13 protein-coding genes and 3 pseudogenes are annotated in these 19,054 nt (G+C 39.4%); 6 read left to right on the top strand and 10 right to left on the bottom strand.

What is annotated here, in order from left to right; genetic code table 11:
- Nucleotides 1-4: 4 nt before the first annotated feature.
- Nucleotides 5-1,906 carry a DUF262 domain-containing protein gene (locus KHN79_RS08755; protein ID WP_182008427.1) on the top strand — a complete coding sequence of 634 codons (1,902 nt, stop codon included), beginning with the start codon at nt 5-7 and terminating at the stop codon, nt 1,904-1,906.
- A gap of 93 nt (nt 1,907-1,999) precedes the next feature.
- On the opposite strand, the pseudogene KHN79_RS08750 reads toward KHN79_RS08755, so the two are convergent.
- Both KHN79_RS08750 and KHN79_RS08745 read right to left on the bottom strand, forming a co-directional pair.
- Nucleotides 2,000-2,116: pseudogene (locus KHN79_RS08750) on the bottom strand (DndE family protein); the annotation flags it as partial.
- A gap of 17 nt (nt 2,117-2,133) precedes the next feature.
- Nucleotides 2,134-3,239: pseudogene (locus tag KHN79_RS08745) on the bottom strand (IS3 family transposase).
- Between the two features lie 272 nt (nt 3,240-3,511).
- On the opposite strand from KHN79_RS08745, the gene KHN79_RS08740 reads away from it, so the two are divergent.
- From KHN79_RS08740 to KHN79_RS08720, 5 genes are read left to right on the top strand one after another with little or no spacing between them, the layout of a single operon-like run.
- Nucleotides 3,512-5,602, top strand: a complete 2,091-nt coding sequence (locus tag KHN79_RS08740) for a DEAD/DEAH box helicase family protein (protein ID WP_211907239.1) — start codon at nt 3,512-3,514, stop codon at nt 5,600-5,602.
- 2 nt (nt 5,603-5,604) lie between these two features.
- Complete coding sequence (locus tag KHN79_RS08735) at nt 5,605-5,772, top strand: hypothetical protein (protein ID WP_182008426.1); 168 nt, start codon at nt 5,605-5,607, stop codon at nt 5,770-5,772.
- Complete coding sequence (locus KHN79_RS08730; RefSeq protein ID WP_182008425.1) at nt 5,762-7,837, top strand: AAA family ATPase; 2,076 nt, start codon at nt 5,762-5,764, stop codon at nt 7,835-7,837. Before KHN79_RS08735 ends, KHN79_RS08730 begins: the two co-directional genes overlap by 11 nt.
- 2 nt (nt 7,838-7,839) lie before the next feature.
- A complete protein-coding gene (locus KHN79_RS08725; RefSeq protein ID WP_182008424.1) occupies nt 7,840-8,307 on the top strand; it encodes a DNA phosphorothioation-associated protein 4 in 468 nt (155 codons plus the stop codon).
- 1 nt (nt 8,308) lies between these two features.
- Complete coding sequence (locus tag KHN79_RS08720) at nt 8,309-8,854, top strand: hypothetical protein (protein ID WP_182008423.1); 546 nt, start codon at nt 8,309-8,311, stop codon at nt 8,852-8,854.
- Nucleotides 8,855-9,101: 247 nt separating this feature from the next.
- Here the strand turns inward: KHN79_RS08720 and dndE are convergent, their stop codons facing one another.
- The 8 genes and pseudogenes from dndE to KHN79_RS08680 all read right to left on the bottom strand — a co-directional run bounded on the left by dndE (nt 9,102) and on the right by KHN79_RS08680 (nt 19,033).
- Nucleotides 9,102-9,452 (bottom strand): DNA sulfur modification protein DndE, encoded by a 351-nt coding sequence (gene dndE / locus KHN79_RS08715; RefSeq protein ID WP_182008422.1) that lies wholly within the window; start codon nt 9,450-9,452, stop codon nt 9,102-9,104.
- A 1-nt stretch (nt 9,453) separates the two neighbouring features.
- Nucleotides 9,454-11,463: a DNA sulfur modification protein DndD gene (gene dndD, locus KHN79_RS08710; protein ID WP_182008421.1), complete on the bottom strand. Its 2,010-nt coding sequence runs from the start codon at nt 11,461-11,463 to the stop codon at nt 9,454-9,456.
- On the bottom strand, nt 11,464-13,230 hold the full coding sequence (locus KHN79_RS08705) for a DNA phosphorothioation system sulfurtransferase DndC (RefSeq protein WP_211907238.1): 1,767 nt from the start codon (nt 13,228-13,230) through the stop codon (nt 11,464-11,466).
- Nucleotides 13,223-14,332 carry a DNA sulfur modification protein DndB gene (gene dndB, locus KHN79_RS08700; protein ID WP_182008420.1) on the bottom strand — a complete coding sequence of 370 codons (1,110 nt, stop codon included), beginning with the start codon at nt 14,330-14,332 and terminating at the stop codon, nt 13,223-13,225. Before dndB ends, KHN79_RS08705 begins: the two co-directional genes overlap by 8 nt.
- Before the next feature lie 242 nt (nt 14,333-14,574).
- Nucleotides 14,575-16,570: pseudogene (locus KHN79_RS08695) on the bottom strand (DNA phosphorothioation-associated putative methyltransferase).
- A gap of 26 nt (nt 16,571-16,596) precedes the next feature.
- Nucleotides 16,597-17,136 carry a hypothetical protein gene (locus KHN79_RS08690; RefSeq protein ID WP_244812551.1) on the bottom strand — a complete coding sequence of 180 codons (540 nt, stop codon included), beginning with the start codon at nt 17,134-17,136 and terminating at the stop codon, nt 16,597-16,599.
- 195 nt (nt 17,137-17,331) lie between these two features.
- The gene (locus KHN79_RS08685; RefSeq protein WP_182008418.1) at nt 17,332-18,669 is read right to left on the bottom strand and encodes a hypothetical protein; all 1,338 of its coding nucleotides are present in this window, start codon (nt 18,667-18,669) and stop codon (nt 17,332-17,334) included.
- Between the two features lie 10 nt (nt 18,670-18,679).
- A complete protein-coding gene (locus KHN79_RS08680) occupies nt 18,680-19,033 on the bottom strand; it encodes a hypothetical protein (RefSeq protein WP_182008417.1) in 354 nt (117 codons plus the stop codon).
- Between the last annotated feature and the right edge of the window lie 21 nt (nt 19,034-19,054).

Raw genomic sequence — 19,054 nt, 5'->3', positions numbered from 1 at the left:
TTAAATGATTTCAATAGAGAAACTTCTTGGGGCAAGAGCTTTTGTTATACCAAAAAACCAACGTGGTTATAGTTGGACTTATAAAGAAATTGATGATTTGTTTAGTGATATGGAATTAATGGGAGATAAATGCCACTATTTAGGCACTATAATATGTTCAAAAATAGATCACTTTATGGAACAGGAAACTCAAAGTCCTAATTATCGCTATTCTTTAGAAGATGGTCAGCAAAGATTAACTACATTTATGATTTGTCTTAAGTTGTTAAGAGACCGATTCCTAGAAATTGATGGTAAGGAGACTATTGATTCTCAACAATTAGAGAGATTATATACTTATAAGCAAGATGGTGTTAAGTTACGACTTTCGAATGAAAATGTAAAAATTAACGATTTTTTGTCTTATTTGTTGCTGAATAGTCCATCTGAGCCACCTGCTACAAAAACACCACCGATTAGATGCCTAGAAAAGGCATATCAACATATCAAAAATAGACTTGTTTCAGAGCTTACTACCAGTGAAAGTCTAAAAAAATTCAGAAATAAGATCTGTCATCAAGTACAGTTAATTGATGTGGATTTATCCGATTTGATGATAGACAGATATTTGACATTTGATGCTATAAATTCACGTGGCTTACCACTTACAGAGTTTGATAAAATTAAAAACTTTTGCATCTTAGTGTGTGAAAGAAGGGGAATAGATATAAAGGTAGATGATGTTTGGTATAAAGCGATATCCAACTTAGAAAGTTTTGGGGTTGGGAGTAGAAATAGTGAAAATGCATTTATTTCCGAATTATTCTCAACTTTCCATGGATATTCTTCAAGTAATTCAGATGTGCATGAGAAGTTTGTAAGTGAATATAGAATATTACTTGAAGGAAATAGTGATAGCAAAGCTAATAATCTTAAAGCTTTTATTCAACTATGGGACTCATATTCTAAATCATATGGTTTCATCAATTGTAAACGTAAAGAAAAATATTATGAAGAGCTTTGTAGTAAGCAGGCATTTGATTGGTTAACGAAAATAGAAAGACTTGGTTTAGTCGGTATAACTAGAAGCCTTTTAGCTGCATCTCATTATGCTATCACAAATAAGGAAGATTTCTCAGAAATTTCTAGAGCTTGTGAGATATACACATTTAGAATGCATGCAATTTCTAGATATCGTACTGATAAAAACTCGAAAGAACTATTGAAACTATCACATCGTGTTTTAAGAACTAATTTTTCTAAAGATGATGTTTTAAATGAAATAGCTCGTATGCTTTATAACAATTCTCCACTTTTAACTAATGTAGAAAAATTAATTTCTGGAGAGATTAATTATAGAAATTGGTCTTATGGGTATTATTTCCTTTACGAATATGAGCTTTTTAATTCTTCTGTTGCAGTTGTTGAGTGGAAAAATAGTGATGATGAGAAGCAGTCAAGTATTGAACACATCTTACCTCAATCGATATCAAGTTCTGAATGGTGGAAAGCTCATTGGCCTGACAGCTTAGTGGCAGAAAAATGGTGTCATAGACTAGGTAATCTAGTAATTACTAATGGAAACAGCCACTTAGCTAGAAAGTCTATAATGCTTAAGTTGCATGATCCTGATTGTGAATACGACTATAATTCACATTCAGCCACAAATAGCGAGAAGTTGATTAAAAACCATACAGATGGCTCTGTGTGGAAAGAGCATCAAATTCTTTCTAGGGAAATAGCGTATATTGATTTTATTATTAAGCGATGGGGTATTCCTTGTATTCAAGATTCTGGATGTATTAACTTTCCTTCTGAGTACAGTAGCTTTAGTCCAAGCTTAACATACCCAAAAATTGAAATTTCTGAAGGAGTAGATCTTTTTCCGACAAGTGAAGAATTAATAAGTGACGAGGAAATCGATTAAATATCTTACTTCTTAGGAATATATTGGTTTTAATTAGGTCACTAATTCGGTTTAGAATGCATAGCCCTTGAATAGGGCCATGCTAATGAGAATCTATATTGATGTTGATAAATCACTAAGATTTCGCTGAGTACGAATCGAAGCAATCCCATCCTCAACATGTGCTGCCCAAGCTTGTTGGTATTCTTTACTATCAAGCTCTGGGTAGTACTGACCTGCCCCAAGAACTAATCCAGAACTTTATTAGTAATGCTTGTTAAATTACCGCTGTTTCGTGCCGTTCTTGTTGTCGCTGAAAATTCAGAAGGAGTTAGGTAACCCAAAGCTGAGTGGGGGCGATTTTCATTGTAATCCATTCGCCAGAGGTTGATTAGGTCACGAGCATGACTCAAATCCCTAAACCAGTGCTCGTTTAAACATTCATCTCTGAACTTACCATTAAAACTTTCAATATAAGCATTTTGTGTCGGTTTTCCTGCTTGGATTAATTTCAAAATCACATCATGCTGATGAGCCCATTGGTCGAGCGCTTTCCCTGTAAATTCTGGACCTTGATCCGTTCGAATCGCTTCTGGATAACCTCGAAACGCAGCGATAGACTCCAGCGTCATCACGACTTCATACCCCGAGATCCCCGTAGCAACAGGTATATCTAGACACTCCTTTGTGTAGTCATCCACAATCGTCAGGCATTTAATCCGTCTGCCGTTACTGAGCGCATCCATCACTAAGTCCATAAACCAAGTGTGATTTGGTACTGAAGGAAGCAAGAGAGGCTCTCGCTCAACATACTGTGATTTTCTACGTCTCCGTTTGCTGACCATTAAGCCTAATTCGCAGTACAAGCGATAAACTCGCTTATGGTTAACATCAAAACCTTCTCGCCTCAGAAGGCGATGGATTCGACGATAACCAAATCGACGTCGTTCTAATGCCAGTTCTTTTATACGAGCCTGAAGCTTATCATCCTCGCGATTAGATTGAGGTTGATATCGCACTGACGCGCGTTTAATACCGACGAGCAGACAGGCTCTGCGTTCTGAAAGCTGGGTGCCTTTCTGAATGACTTTAACAGCCTTGCGCTTGTCCTCGACGGTCAGTCATTTTGGCTGAGAGCGATTTTAAGTGCTTCTGCATCCAGCAGCGTTTCAGCCAGCAGCTTTTTAAGCCGAGCGTTCTCGTCTTCCAGAGCCTTGAGGCGACGGGCTTCAGAGGCATCCAGTCCTGCGTATTTCTTGCGCCATGTGTAAAACGTCGCATCCGATATCCCATGCTTGCGGCAAAGTTCTCGTGCGGGGATACCTGCTTCCGCTTCCTTTAAAATGGCAATGATTTAATGAACAGAATATCACTGCCACCTTAAAAACAAGCGGAAACTGGTATATCTGTTTGATAACTCTATTGTAAGCCTGTGATACCAGATACGATGTTCTATCATAGCGTAAAAATATGCAGGGATGAATGTGTGGAAGTGCGTCCTCTGTATCCGCTTTATAGCAATCTTACAATATGTAGTGAGTCACAGAAATATCAATTGACTATCTAAAATACCATCCTTTTAACTATGCTATATAACAAGACACTTATATAAAGCTCTAAGAGAAAATGAACACATATAAAGCTTTAAGGGATATTGAACTAGATATTGAGTACAGTAGCGAGCGTTCCGATATGCTTGGTGCTTTTTATAGACCTTGTTTCTCTGTCTCACAATCATATTGTCGTGCTGTGGGATATTTTACTAGTGACGGCTTAGGTCTGGTTACATTTGGTATGGAGCAGTTTATTCGCTCTAAAGGTAGCATTCATATGATCGCATCGCCAAAGCTTACAGAAGAAGATATAGAGGCGATTAATTTAGGTTACAAATCTAGAGAAGAAATTGCTAAAGCCCACTTTGAAGCATCAATAGATAAAACAGGCCGTAATGAGCATCTCAACTTACTCTCTTGGCTAATAGCAAATAAAATATTAGATATAAAATTAGCGATTAGAGTAGATAGAAATGGCCGCATCGCTAGAGGTATGTTTCATGAAAAGTTTGGATATTTTCGTGATGTAAATGGTGACGTTGTTGCATTTACAGGCTCTGCAAATGAAACAGTCGGCGGGCTGATCGACAACCAGGAATCGATAGATGTTTATTGGAGCTGGGACGACCCTCATAAACGAGTTTCAAGGAAAGTAGCGAGATTTGAAGAGCTTTGGGATGGAAAGCCAACTTCGCTAGAGGTTTTTGATTTTACAGATGCGACGGAAGAGCTCTTAGAGCCATATAAAAAGCCAGTACCTCCAGCTTTTGAACATATAGACATCGAGTTCTCCCAAATTAACCGCTTTTCGGTGCCTCCAAGTATTAATTTACGAGATTATCAGCGCCAGGCCATAAATAATTGGTTTAAAAACCAAGGAAAGGGAGTATTCCAACTTGCAACAGGTACGGGTAAAACTATTACAGCATTAGCTCTTGCCAGCGCTTTATATGAAAAAATTAATTTAAAGTGGTTAATTGTCGTTTGTCCATATAAGCATTTGGTATCGCAGTGGGGTGAGGAATGTAGGAACTTTGGTTCTAACCCCATATTGGCTTTTGATAATAAGAGAAAGTGGGTTTCGTTACTGGGCAATCAGCTACTTCAAAGTGTTATTGAACAAAAAAGTAATCAGCAATTAAATGTAGTTATAGCTACAACATCAACATTTATGACGGATACTTTTCAGTCGAAATTAGAGCATTTTCCCAAAGAGACACTCTTGGTTTCTGACGAAGTTCATAACATGGGAGCTAAAAAGCTACGTGGTGTACTTCCTCATTCAATCCCTATGCGATTAGGGCTTTCTGCGACACCAGAGCGCTTGCACGATGATGAAGGTACGTCCAAAATAATCGAGTATTTTGGCAAGATTTTAGAACCCAAATTAGGTATCGCAGATGCTATAAAAATGGGAGTGCTTACGCCTTATTATTACTATCCAATATTAGTAGAACTAACGGATAGTGAGCACGATGAATATCTTGAGCTATCGATGAGCATCTCTAAACTCGCATACTCGGAAGAGGAAAGTGAAAGAGGGCAAGCGTTAAAAAGCTTGCTCATCAAGAGAGCTAGGTTGATGTCCTCAGCATATAACAAACTTGAAGCATTACATGAAGTTGCAACTTGTTTGCAAGATGAATCTCATATGCTTTTTTATTGTGGTGATGGAAGGGTTGATAGTGATGCTGACCAAAGTGAAATTCGTCAAATTGAGGCTGTAACACGACTGCTTGGCGTAGAGCTAGGAATGAAAGTGAGTCAGTATACGGCCTCAACTAGCATAGAAGAGCGTGGGAACCTTAAGAAGTCACTTGCTTCAGGAGAATCACAAGGACTAGTGGCAATAAGATGTTTAGACGAAGGTGTTGATATTCCAGCAATAAAAACTGCTGTTATTTTGGCTAGTAGTACCAACCCTAGACAGTTTATTCAACGGCGAGGGCGCGTATTACGAAAATATGAAGGAAAACACAGTGCCACAATTTACGACATGATAGTACTTCCACCTATTGATGAAGAAGTGACTCAGATTGACAGAAAATTAATTAGGAAGGAACTTCAACGAGTGGTTGAGTTTGCTGATCTGGCTCTAAATTCAGGAGAGGCGCGATTGAAGTTGGTTCCTATACAAAAAAAATATGGCTTAATGGAGTTGTAGAAATGATAAAACCAGATCCTCATAAACCATTTAAAGAAGCTCCTCAGTATATACAATTAATCATGAAAGAAGTACTTAAGCTGGAAACTGATGTATTACATCAAAACCGTCCAAGATTAAAATCAGAAATAATCCAAATCATTAAAGAGGCGGTAAAGGATGAAGCTTGATTACATAAAGATAAGTAATTTTAGACAGTTTTATGGTGATACACCAAAAATTTCCTTTTGTTCAGGAGATAAAAATGTAACTGTTTTGCATGCTAACAATGGTTCAGGAAAAACTGCTTTATTAAATGCGTTTACATGGGCACTTTACGAGAGTTTTACATCAGGTTTTAAATTAGAAGATCAACTAGTAAATAAAAGAGCTTTAAGAGAAGCTGGAATCGGCGAGACAGTAACAGCATGGGTAGAAATTAAGTTTGAGCACAGTAGTAAGAATTACGTTATTCGACGTGAGCAAAAAGCAATGCGTACGGATAGCGACCCTGGTTTTCAATCTGCAGCTGAAAGCGAAGTTACTTTGCAGTGGGAAGCAGGAGACGGTAATTGGCGTTATGAAGATAAAGTTTCTGATAACGTTGGCCGAGTGTTACCTAAAGATCTACATAGTTACTTCTTTTTTGATGGTGAGCGTATTGAGCGAATTGTGCAGCCAGACAAAAAGCAACAAGATGAAATAAAAGCAGCTGCCAAGAAATTATTAGGATTAGAAGTTATTGAACGCAGTGTTCACCACCTAAATGAAGCTAGAAAAGAACTAGAATTAGAGTACAAGTCAATTGGCTCCCCTGCAGTGAAGAAAGAGTTAGAAGAAAAAGAAGAATTAGAGATATTTATTGAAAGGTGCGAAGAAAGAGTAAAATGCATAGAAAAAGAAAAAATCAATAATAAAAAAATAGTAAAAGAAATCGAGGAAAGGTTATTAGCTCACCAAGAGGTTAAAGAAGCTCAGGAAAGAAGGAATAAGTTAAATTCTGAAAGTGAAAATAATAGAAATCTAATAAGAGAGAAAAAAAAGAGCCTTAAAGAGAGTATCTCTAAAAATGGTTACCTAGTCTATGCTTCTAATTTAATAGATGACTTTAAACAACAAATAGAGTTAATGAGAACTAAAGGTGAACTTCCAGCAGGAATCAAGAAGCAGTTTGTCGAAGATCTCCTAGAGCAGCATGAATGTATTTGTGGAAGTAAATTAATTCCCAGTACTGAACCGTATAGCAATGTTGAGCGCTGGAGAGAGCAAGCCGGATTGGCTGATGTTGAAGAAAAAGCCCTTCGTATGGGAGGAGAAACGAGAAATTACGAACAACGTCTTAATGATTTTTGCGACACATTTTCAGGTATGCAAAGTTCACTAATTGAAATTAAAAAAGTAAGTAGCGATATTGAAAGAGAACTAGAAGATATAACAGCTGAGCTGAAGAATAGCCCTGAAGAGCAAATTAGTGAGTTGGAAACTCGACGAAGTGAATTAGAAGCGGCAAGTTTAGAGTTAGCTCGTGAGCAAGGTAGTAAAGAACGGGACATTCAGGTTTCGAACGAACGGATTAAAGTGATTGATGATGAGATCCAAAAAACTAAAGCAAATGAGAGAAAACAGCAAATCGCGCAAGTGAGAGTAGCCGCCGCTCAGGAAGCTCATGATCGTATGAAAGAAATGCTCGGTCTATACGATAAATCGTTTAGGCTATCACTTGAAAATAAAGTGCGAGAATTGTTTGCTCACATGTCACTAACCCCCTACATAGCTACTTTATCTGAAAATTATGCGATTCGGCTTAGTGAAAAGGCTGGGGGGGAGCTAATGGATGTAGCTGCATCTCAAGGTGAAAGTCAGATTCTAAGCCTTTCTTTTATTGGGGCCATTATCGATGTTGTAAGAGAGCAAAAAAAGAGAAATGAGGATTTAGGTGTAGCAAACGCAGCTAGTTACCCGGTAGTAATGGATTCGCCGTTTGGGGCTTTAGACCAGAACTATCGCACACAAATAGCTGATAACTTGCCAAAAATTGCAGATCAGGTCGTAGTATTAGCATCTCAAACACAATGGAGGGGAGAAGTATCTGACACGATGGGGGCAAAAGTAGGAAAACAGTATGTACTTACCTACTATACGCCTAGACAAGACATTGATATTAACGACGAAGCAGTTATTAATGGTTCAGGCTATCCATTGGTAAAAAGAAGCCCGAATGATTATGAATTCACAGAAATCATAGAGGTCTCGTGATTATGATTGATCGACGTATACAGTTTGACAAAGATAAGCAGTCCCTTATTGAGTTATTGTGTTCTGGAGAAGAGCATAAAAAAGTGTTTTCTAGTATGGCTGATTGCTTAAGCTTTGCGGCTGCGTATGGTTTTTTTCACAATGAAAGAAAGAAAATTGAGAAGGCATCCTCTAACCCTATTAAGTTTAATGTATTTGAAAACTCCAGCCACGATACACTTGTATATTTATTAGCAATGAAAGATGAAAAAGATGCTCACATCTTGGCTGAGGGTGATGATAATGTGAACAAAAGAGCGACAATTTTTGAAGAATATGCTAATGGTGGGCTTGAGAGGTTAAGCAGGGAGTTGGCTGGCACTTTGGAGTCATTAGACCATTTTTTGTTAATCATTAACAAAGAACTATTATTTAAAAATAATAGTCAAGATGGCTCTGATAGCTTTAATTTAGGTGACTTGGAGATTTAATTTGGACTTTTCAACGAAATCAGTCAGATTGATAGCAAAAATGGATCTTTCTCAAAAACGTTATAAAAATGGTGAATTGTTATTCTGTCTAATAGAAGAAGAGGATGGAAGCATTATTGGTTATGATATTCGTTATTTTTATCTAGACAATGACAATATAAGAAAGGCTAGTAGATCTGGCTTCAGAGTGCCTCTAGAAAAGCTCAAGTTATTTATTAAAACATTAAGTCTAGATTTTTGCGAGCTCGTTGATATATGCCTTTGGGATAAAGGGAATAAAAAGTTTCATGTTAGATATTCTGAAAGTTATGGAGGAGGAATAGATTTTCGTAGATATGTGGATTCAGAAAAGTACGTAGGTTGGGAAAAGAGCGGAATTCGTATATCTGAAAAGGACTGGCCACTATTTTTGAGAAAACTCAAAATGTTGGACAACATTCAACAACCTAAGTTTTATGAACTTCTAAGTCAAAGTAAAAAGCAAGATCATGGCGACTCAGGTAATAGACACGTAGCTCATGATATTCTACTATTATTAAAAGATTGATAATTGGGTGTACTTGTATTATTCCAAGATGATAGTATCTTGACCGGCGAATTACCTACCGTCTTTATGTAGCTACTATTGTAGCTTTTCCTAAATGAAAAAGGGCCTATGGTAATTATTAAACTAAATACGGGATCGTGAACTGAAGTATACTTTAGAAGCATAGAAGCATAGAAGCATAGAAGCATAGAAGCATAGAAGCATAGAAGCGTGGGTATTTGAAAACCCACGCTTTAATTTTAATATTTTAAAGTGAAGAAGAAAAATCTTTTAAATTCCGAAGGTTTCGAATAGAAGCTATGCCATCCTCAACATGCGCAGCCCAAGCTGCCATTGTTTCTTTATCATCAAGATCTGGGTAGACTTGCTTTAGTAGCAACTCAGTAACTAACTGGGTATCGCCGAGCCAAGTCACTTTATCAAGTACTGAGCTACCATCAAGCTTTTTTGCGGCTGCAGGAGAATACTTAAAACCAGATTCAACCGAACGGAAGAAAGCGATACGTGATGAAACGTTAGGGGAGATACCCGTATATCCCTTTAGCTTCTTTAGCTGTTCTTCAGTTGTTTTCGATAAATTCATTCTATTTGGCAGCATCTTAGTTTACCTCCGCAGCTGATTTTGCTTTCTGTTCCCAGAAATAGCCTTCTTTTAGTTTGGAAGACTTTGTGGTGCCATCAAATTGGATTTCAAAGGCGTGTGAAATACCGTATTTGAAATCGGCTTTGTTAAAGTAGCTTTCATCAATCTCTGTATCAGTTGATAGGATGATGACCTGATGGCTAGCTTCAGGGAAGTAATGCTGAATAAGCTTGTCGCGATGTTTAGAATCTAAACGTCCTAACGGCGTATCAATAATGATTGGTAATTGATTACCTGAAGTGCGGCCTAATGCTTCTAGAATCGAGATGGCATAAATTTGCTTCTCGCCAGCAGATAGGGCTTTACGGCTTATCGTATGGCCTTTTTCATCAATCAACTCAACATCAAAGGATTTGGTGTTAATACGTGCTGATAGCTGCAAGTCTTCTTTGCGAGCAAGTTTCTGGTAGCTTTTAATAAACTCAGATTCAAGTTGCTTGACACGTACTTGCGTTAGTTTTTCGCTGAAGTCAGCTAGCATAATGTGTGCGTTTTGAGCATTAGTTAATGATGCTTTAGCATTATGTGCTACTTTATGTTTATCGTGAAGCTTTTGAATTTTACGCGTTAATTCAATTGCTTCACGATATTTACGTTTTGCATCTTCGGTTGTAGCTTTGTGCTCTATAATCGCTTCAGTGCGTTTATTGGTGAGAGACTTAATTACCGCTAATTGTGATTCAACTTGCTCTTGCTCTGGAGCGCGAGCAATGTTGACAGAAAGGCTTGCGATTTCTTCTTCAACAATACTTAAGCGCTGGCGCGCAGCATCAAAGTTTTGGAATGACTTTGGTGCTTGAACGTTTACTTGTGAATAAATTTGATTGAATTCACGATCAGAAATATCAAGTAAAATATCTGTTTCTTGTTGGGAAGCGTTGCGCTCATTCAAACAATCTTGAATGGTATCAAGTGCTGTTGTTGCATTCGCAAGTCGGAAAGTTAGCTGTTGGCTAAGCTCATTCATAAAGCCTTGTAATTCATCATTAAAATTTTTAGCCTGTTTCGCCGATTTTTCAGATTCAAGTTGTGTAAATAGATTCGCTAATACTGTTGGTGCAAAAGAGTAGGGAAGGTTGCCCTCAATTTCAGAACGAAGTACTTTCTCGAGCTCTTTGCGTTCAGCCTCAAGTTCATTTTGCTTTGCTTTTTCTTGTTCGCGACTGTTTGCCCATGCGCCACCACGCACTGATAATTCATTCTCTGCTTTATCAATTTCAGTGGCTATTAGAGCTATTTTCGCTTTACAAAGAACAGCTTCATTTGCTATTTCTTTTGCGGCATTTTCAGCATTAACTCGTTCACTTTCAAGCTTTTCTATTTGCGATTTGATGTTTGCTGGCATAGCGGCAGCATCGTTACGCTTTAAGTAAATGGCTAGGTCATTACGAAGACGCTCTACAACATCAATACCCAGCAAGCGTCTTACAGCTGTCTGAAGAACTTCTCCTGACTCATCTTCAGCAAGCTCGGCGATTTTTTCGCCATCAAAGAAGAATAAATCAGCGATACCTGATGGGATAAGTTCATTAAGGAAGCTCTGGCATTGGTCGTAGTTCATTTGGCTTAGTTCTACAGAGTCTTTCTCAAGAACTAGACGGTCTTTTTGACCTTTGGACCAAGCTCTGGTGATTTTATATTCACTTTCAATGCCGTTTTGGCTATGTGTGAAAATAAGTTCAATGGAGGATTTACCCTCACTGATTCCAACGCCTTTATGAATTAGTGCGTCAAGTTGTTCTTGGTATTCTGATGCCGTCATGCCACGACCAAAAGCAGCGCGACCATAAAGAGCGACACGTACCGCAGTTAGGATCGATGTTTTACCTGCACCATTTAAACCACCAAATAATACGATTGGCGCTGGGGCTTCGTGGTATTCACGTTGTTTCCGAGGGGCAAGGTCAATTTCGTGTACACCACGGAAAACACGGAAGTTATTGACTACAAGCCTTTTAATGATCATTTATAATTCCACCTTGGCTAAGAGATCCAGTTTTGCAATTTCATCTTCGTATCTTTTAATCTGATCTTTGTGAATATCGAAGTCAGCTTTGCTTTGAAGTTCAGCGTGCTTTTCTTTGATCTCTTCAAGTGAGCCCCAGTCTTGTTTCAGTAAGCTACCGATTTTATCAAACACACCGGTTCGACGGCTTAAGCCTTCAAGTGATACTTCAAGATCGAGCAGCTTTTGGATCATTTCAGGTGATACATTGTATTCATCACCTAGTTGTTGCAATATTTGAGCTTCTACTTCGCCAAAACTGTTATTGTCATTGATTATCCAATCAAGATCTTTCCCGTAAATTTCACGGTAAATTTGAGGAAGCGAATCAGCCCAATCTGGCTCATTTGGATCGTTTAACCATTCTTGACGAATTGCATGGAGTTCAGGTTCAGTAACCAGCGTGACTTGATAGCCTGTTTCATTGAAGGCTTTTTCTTGTTCCAGTAATTCTTTTAACCATTTCTTACGGAACTTGAGCATGTAAGGGCCAGGTACGTGGTTACGCTCGGCTGCTAATTCTTGGCCTTCTTTCGCTCTCTGATAACTAACACGGCCTGTACGTCGCTTGAAGTTGCGATACAGCGGTTTGTTTTCTGGAATGTTGGTTTCAGCTAACATGTTTCGGAAATCAAGTAGTGGACGCATCCACTCTTCACCGTTTTGGATCAAGCTTTCCATAGCTCGGTCTTTGGTCACAACGGTACACGTCCAGCAACCAAAACGTGAGTTTCCGCATGATGGAGTACTATCATCGATAACCATTGGGCATTCGCCTTGATCTGATGAATCTTTGTACAAGTTCCATAGGGTAAGATTCTTACCACCCCATGGGTTTTCCCATTCTAAATCATAGTCATTTGACCACTTTTTGCCGATGCCCATCGGTGAAATCGTGACTTCTAACTTACATGCGCGAAGAATCTTCCAAACATCATCCATGCTCCAAGTATCAATTGGCGTATAGATGAATGCATTGGCTAGAGTTGTATGACGAGCTAATCGCGAGTTTTCGATTTTGTGCTTGGCTATAACCTGAGCACGAGAAGCGCTTTCTTGACTACGAGAGCCAAGTACAACAATAACTTCGTCAAACTTAGCCACTTTATCGGTAATGAAATCGCTTACAGGATCAATTTTCATGCGCTCAGTACACCAACGGAAACTTTTTGTTGGTGCAGGGTAGCCCTTGCCTAGCAGGCAAGACCAAAAAGTTTGATGAGGCTTCGGTAGCACTTTATGAGTGGTTATAGGTAAACCATCACGACGTGCTTGATTACCTATAGACTCAAGTGATTTATTGACGTGATCAACAACAAGGGGTGTTTCTACTAATGTATCCGAGGCAACAACATACACTTGTTTAGTGCGCTTCGACTCGTTTAATGCTTGCAGAGCAAGGTATACAAGAGTTACGACTGCAGAGGAGTCTTTACCACCGCTGTAGCCAATAACCCATGGACGATTGTCAGCGCAGTACACTGCCTGGATATCATCAATGAAGTGTTTTAATACAAACCCTTCATGCTTTTCATGTTCACGTTGAAGTTCGCGACACAGATTCGTGCTGCTAACGTTTCTTAATTCTTCATCCAGATTCGCATAGTGATCTAACTTTGCTGGTAACGATTGATGATTGCTATACCGTTTAAAGCCTGCAAAAAACTCATTCTCGATATATTTAATCTGTTCTTCTTGCAGACAGTCGGCTTGATACAACTCAGCCATTAGAAGCCTCACTACTTGTTATATGTTGGTTTTCTAGCGCTCTTTCATCTGGTGTCAGTGGGAGCGATAACGCTTGCTTTAGGGCATTTGTTGTAAGCATAATGTTCGTTGATGCCTTGCTTAGTTTGCCATGTAGCATGCTACGATTTGCCCAATTTGGATTGGATTTTCGCCAATCAACATCTTTTAGTTTTTTGATTGTTTTTTGCCATTCCGTTGGCTGAGCTGTGATCAATGCACAACCAAGTGCCCCCAATGCATGTAGCCCTACACCATGTGCGTGAATATAATCTTGACGGAATTGAGATGGTGATAATTCTTTATTTAAAACCATTTGCCATTCGGGTGTAGCATTATAGACGGCTTGCCAGTAATCATTGGCTAATGACTTTTCTTCCTCAGTAAAGCCTCCTTTACCGTTCTTACCTAGCAGTGCTTTATTTGCTTGCTTTAGGCTACTTAATGTAAACAGCTTCCCACTTTTTGAGCTGATACTAGATTTTTCCATCTCAGTAAAGCCTTTAAACGGTGCAATATTTTGAGCTTGATAACGCGCGAGTTCTGAACTTTGATCGCGATGATCATATAGTGCGCCCAATGATGGACTTGGTTTCACTGCATATTTATTTAAGTCAGCAAACATTTGCTGACTGCGTTTCAAGCCTTCATCGACGAAAAACAATACTGGGATATTGTCATGCGCTAAATCTGGGTTTTCTTTCAGGGCTGCTTCAATAGCAGCACGGCGATGTTGTCCATCGTTGATTAAAATTTGAGCATTCATAGGAACCTTTAAGATACCTAGATTAGGCATATCCAAACTAGAGTTTTCTTCAAAGCTGACTGAGGATGCTACAGATACCGTCAAAGCAGAGAAAACATAGTCTTTTGGGTTTTCAACAAGGTAACGTACCATTTCAGGAATACGTGATTTGTTTAACGTGCGCTGAGCACGAAGATCCGGTGGAACCTCATCTTCATCAAAGACAAAAATTTTAGGGATTGTACTGAGTGGGCAAGTTGCGATGTAAAATGGTTTTCCTGCTTGAAGTCCCCTTACTGCAGGGAAAGAAAAACAGTAACCGTCTTGTGCATTTCTCATTCCTTACCTTATAACGTTATTTTTGACGTTGTTTCATCATAGTTTGTTATTTTTTTGACGTCAATTTTGTTTTTTAACGTTATTGTGTTTTGTCAAAGGAGCGATATTTTAATAGAGATATATAAAAATTGCACGGAAGAAAAATATCTTTACACCATATGTGCCTGTAAACGCTTTCCTAAAGCAGAGTTGTTTAAAGGCATCGTTTTTACTTTGAGCGTCAGCAAAATTGTTATTTTTCTTTATGGTACAAGTTGTATCTTGATCCAAAGGTTTTCAAACTCCGCTCGAATCATCTGAGTTTCTTCTGTTAGTTCAAACTTCATCAACTTTGCTAAACGCTTATCAAAGCTCAACTGCTTTTTATAGCTATTGTGGTCTGCTGACATATATAGATGTTTATTCAACAAAGGCGGCCTACGCTTTTCATCCACATAATCAAAGAAATCGATATCCTGTTCGGTCATTTTGATTTTTATTCGTTCAACCAAGAATGGGATTGATTTTTCGAAGTCATCATAAGCTGTTAAGGTAAGCTTACCTGAAGTGGTGTGGATTTTGATAAGGTCGATTTCTTCATAAAGCTCACCATACATTTGCAATCCTGCGGCAACGTATACGCGAAGCAGCAAAGGTAAATCATCTATAAAATCGCGATGAAAGATGAGCGAATGCCCTTCATTCAACAAACTTGCGGATAGCTGTGTGTGCGCTTTTGCACATTGCTCGTTTATCAGTTCGGTATCGGCAATTGAGAATAAAAGTTCTGTAGCAAGGTTTATCGCGGTTTTGTAATCACCAAAAAGTGCTTTTATATCTCTCTTGAGGGGTTCTGGCTGTTGCGTGTATGGCTTTCTTTTCTCGAATAACCCAACAGCAAAGTAAAGCAATAAGTCTTCTTTACGGCTCTTCTCTGCTTGCTCAAATTCTTTGGTATCAAACATCTCTTGGAGCAAACTGAACACTTTTTTGTGTGAGCCGATCAGTTCTCGGACTGTGTTAGATTGCTCAAATTCATCAATGGCCGGTATACGACCTAGTTCTAAGCATGTATTCCAGAAGGCGTTAAATAGCTCCTGATTTTGGGTGATTAAGAGCTTGGCTTTGTCTTTCGCTTCGACCGGTTCTGGAGAGGTGAGTTGCTGCCATTGATGATGGCGCTTGTACTTACTTTGTAGATACTGTTGTTCTTCTAGTTTGTCTTTGAAAACGTAAAAAATACCGGGTGCAACAGTGATGGCATCTTCTTGCAAACTTCTTTCTATGTAGGCTTTGATTTCAGACTGTGCGTAGTATTTTTGAAAGGTGTTGCGAGAGGTAATAACGCCGTCTTTATAGGGTTTAAATTGGGCGATATAGCTTTCATTTGCAAGCATTACTGACACCACTAGAAACTTCTCGGAAAGGTCCCACGCGCTAAGCAGTGCTTCTAATCGTTCGTCCTGATCTTCAATGACATTCAGTACAAAGCCTAAGTTGACTATGTCAGATGATACTTTGTCGTTGTCTGGCTGAAAATTAGGGTCCCAACCTAAAGCATCTAGGCCATGTGCTTCTAGCTCTCGTAAGTCATCGCCTCGGCCACAACCATAATCAAAAATGGAGTGGGAGCCTTCTAGATAGCCATGTTTTACTAGTGTTTTCATTGGAGCAGAAAGCTCGTGCCTCACCAAGGCGGTTTTGTGTCGGTCAATACCAGACTCTTCTAGCGGAATAACAGCGGAACTTCGAAACAACCGCCCGTCGACAAGTTCATACCCATGATGCGAAATGAGGTTTTCCCAAGAGCGCTTAAAACCGATTAGGCGGCTGTTTTCATATAGTCCCGCGTTTTCGCCTTCTTGTGTCAGTGTTATAAAGTGTTCGTAATGTTCGCTCTCGGGCAAAATCATCGTTTCTTTTCGGTGCAAAATGGGGGGGATTATCAGCATCCTTGTAACTTGTGATTTTGTGGCTCAGCTTTGAAAGGTCGACATTTAAGCTCTGTCTCAGTGCAGGGTAAGAATCAGTATAAAAGTCAGGGTAGTGCAGTAAGGATAAACGGAACTCTTTTTTAAACAGTTTAACTAAATTCCAGCTTTCATCGTCTAAGCTGACGGCTTTTGCTACCGCAGGAATGAATTGATTGAGAACACTAGGTAGAGCGCTAAACGCATCTTTATGAAGGTAGATAGCATCCGGTAGTTGTTTTCCTATTTTGATTTTCCCAATAAGATCCGCAAACAGTTCTTCGTTCATTATCGGTCCTCAATGATGTTTTTCGATTATAAATGATCGAATAAGGTCTGTGTGGCGTAGCCTTTTGCACTTTTCTTGTTTACGCGAAGCCCATCACTTCGTTTTTCTCGAATTAAGGCATAGCGACTGTTATCAGGCCCAATGCTGATATGGATCGGCTTGTCCTTACCGTAAAAATAGAGTCGGTCGAACTCAAGGTTTTCGCAAATGTATTTCGCGATCTCGTCCATTCGCTGCTCATAACCTTTCACATAAAAATCACAGGAGGCTCCATCACGTTTGCATATACGGTTATCTTTGCTGTTTAGCTCCATCGAAGCGTGTTGATCGATGTCCGGAGCCATATCACCAGGACTGTTCTTTAGGATATAACGGAGCAGAGAATGTCCGGTGAAGCCGTATGTAATTTGTACAGATCCGAATTTTTCCTGGAGGGGAAGTAATATATTTTCTGTTAGGTATTGAAGCTGCTGTGTCGATTTCGCATTTGCTAGGTTTTCACCCGAGAAATTTGGGTGACGCTTTCTATGCCAATTAAGTAATGATATTTCCAATTGATTTTCCATGGGATGCATATTAGCCCGGGTTGTATATAAATGTAGGTGAGTAATGAAGCCTCTGTTTACAAAAGTATCATCCTAGAGGCAACTCACTTTTGGACAAAATTATTCCTCGTCCGCATTCGGCTATCTTGAATCGCCCTATTATTGAACAACAATGAACAATTCAAGATAGAGTAAGCGCTCAGTAGCCTGCTTTTCTTACTGACCTTCAAGGTACTGTTTAAAAAACGAAGTTAACGGATGGTAACCAGCCGACACGTCAACAATATAAGCGATGGCAATATGCTCATTAGTCTTAATTTCAGTAGAGAACCCTTTGCTCTTGAAGTCTCGATAGTTTGAGCTTGATATATAACGAGACTCTCTACCAACCTTAATGGCCACATTATCTAATTGCTGTACTCGGCTATCCATCTGGTTTTTATATTTTGGATGTAGACAGATGGTTAGTTTGGCGTCTTTGAGTCCGGTGACCCTACTAATGTAGGCTATAACAGAGCCACCTGACGTTACGGCAAGTTCTTTCGACTGCCGTGACTTGATAGGGTTAGTGGTTAAACCTAGCTTAGACAATGACGCCCTCAATTGCTTTTCTACATCGTCGCGCATAAATCTATCATTTGGAGAACGTAGATCGCTCATTTGTTTAGCGCAGGTTGAAGTGTTCATGGTCTTTATACCTTCTGTAGGAATTAAATTAATGTGTTTGTACGGTTCTTCTTGGCTAAGTTTGGAAATCGAGTTATCTGTACATTCAGCGCGAGGCACTGTAACTCCAAGACCTTTTAGTTGCTGGAATAAAGCCGACTTCATTTCATCCAATGCCTTACTATTGGTTTTGCTAGACAAGTTTTCTTTGTCTTTTCTGCCCATGTAGTAGGCTATCCTTTCTGCGTTGGCGCCTGATGGATGTGGAATGCCAGTTAAGATCTGCTCGTGTCCAATGTGGCCCTGCTCGGCTAAATAACTAAGGATCTCTGCCGTTCCCTGACCAAGCGGAATATACAAGACATCGGAGGATAAAATCTGGCATTCACTCGTCAGATAGGTGTCGACCATAAATTTTAAGGTTGCCTGTTTAAGTCCTTGCTGCGCCGAACTAATAGGCTCGCCATTCATTAACACTGGGTAGCGAAAAACGGAGGTGCTATGCAGTAGATGCTGGTCTGTTGTAAATAACTGGTTGGCGGATGTTAAGCCCCAATGTTTGCTCAGTCCAATGTAGTCTAAAAGAGCAACCAAGTTGTTACGAAGCGTACCTGAAAAGCTAGCGGTAGTTTTGGCATTCTCTAGGATCGTTGAGGTTGATGCACCACGATTTAGCCACTCGCACGCGCACGCATTCGCATTATCAGCTTGCGTTTTCCCAGGCGATATCCCAACGATGCATATCTTGGCTCTGGGGTTTATCGCATCAAAGGGGGAGTAGTAAACCTCGATCGGTCCATCACTCATCATCTTCAATTCAGGAGTGAAGGGGTTATTTTTTTTGTAATTCAATAAGTACGGTTTGTATGCTTCAAATTGATTTTTCATAATATCCTACTTAGTTTCGTTGTATTTTGCCGCTAAAGTGATAGCCGCATGTAATCATTGAATTACCTTCTTCGCAGATGATTAGATAAGGTGGATGCTTTGCGCTGAGCTTGTCGATTAAGTGTCTAATTGCTTTCTGTTTGCGTTTCTTAATTCCATGCGGAATTTCGTCTGAGCTCCCCAGGTAGTTCAGGACTTCCTTGAGTGCGTCCAACCACCGGATTTTTTCTTTCTTCGAAATGGTGCAAAGTAATGTACCTCCTTTTTGATAGAAGTCTTGGCCTATGGAAGATAAAACATTAAGTTCATCTTCACCTAAACCTCGCTGGCCGGCTCTAATGCTTCCGTGCTTAGTTGTACGCATCTTGGTTCTCCTATTTTAGTC

The sequence above is a fragment of the Vibrio sp. B1FLJ16 genome (genome assembly GCF_905175385.1).
In the GTDB taxonomy this organism is placed as follows: domain Bacteria; phylum Pseudomonadota; class Gammaproteobacteria; order Enterobacterales; family Vibrionaceae; genus Vibrio.
Note: the sequence above shows the minus strand (reverse complement) of the source record. Positions and strands in the feature narration are given on the sequence as shown.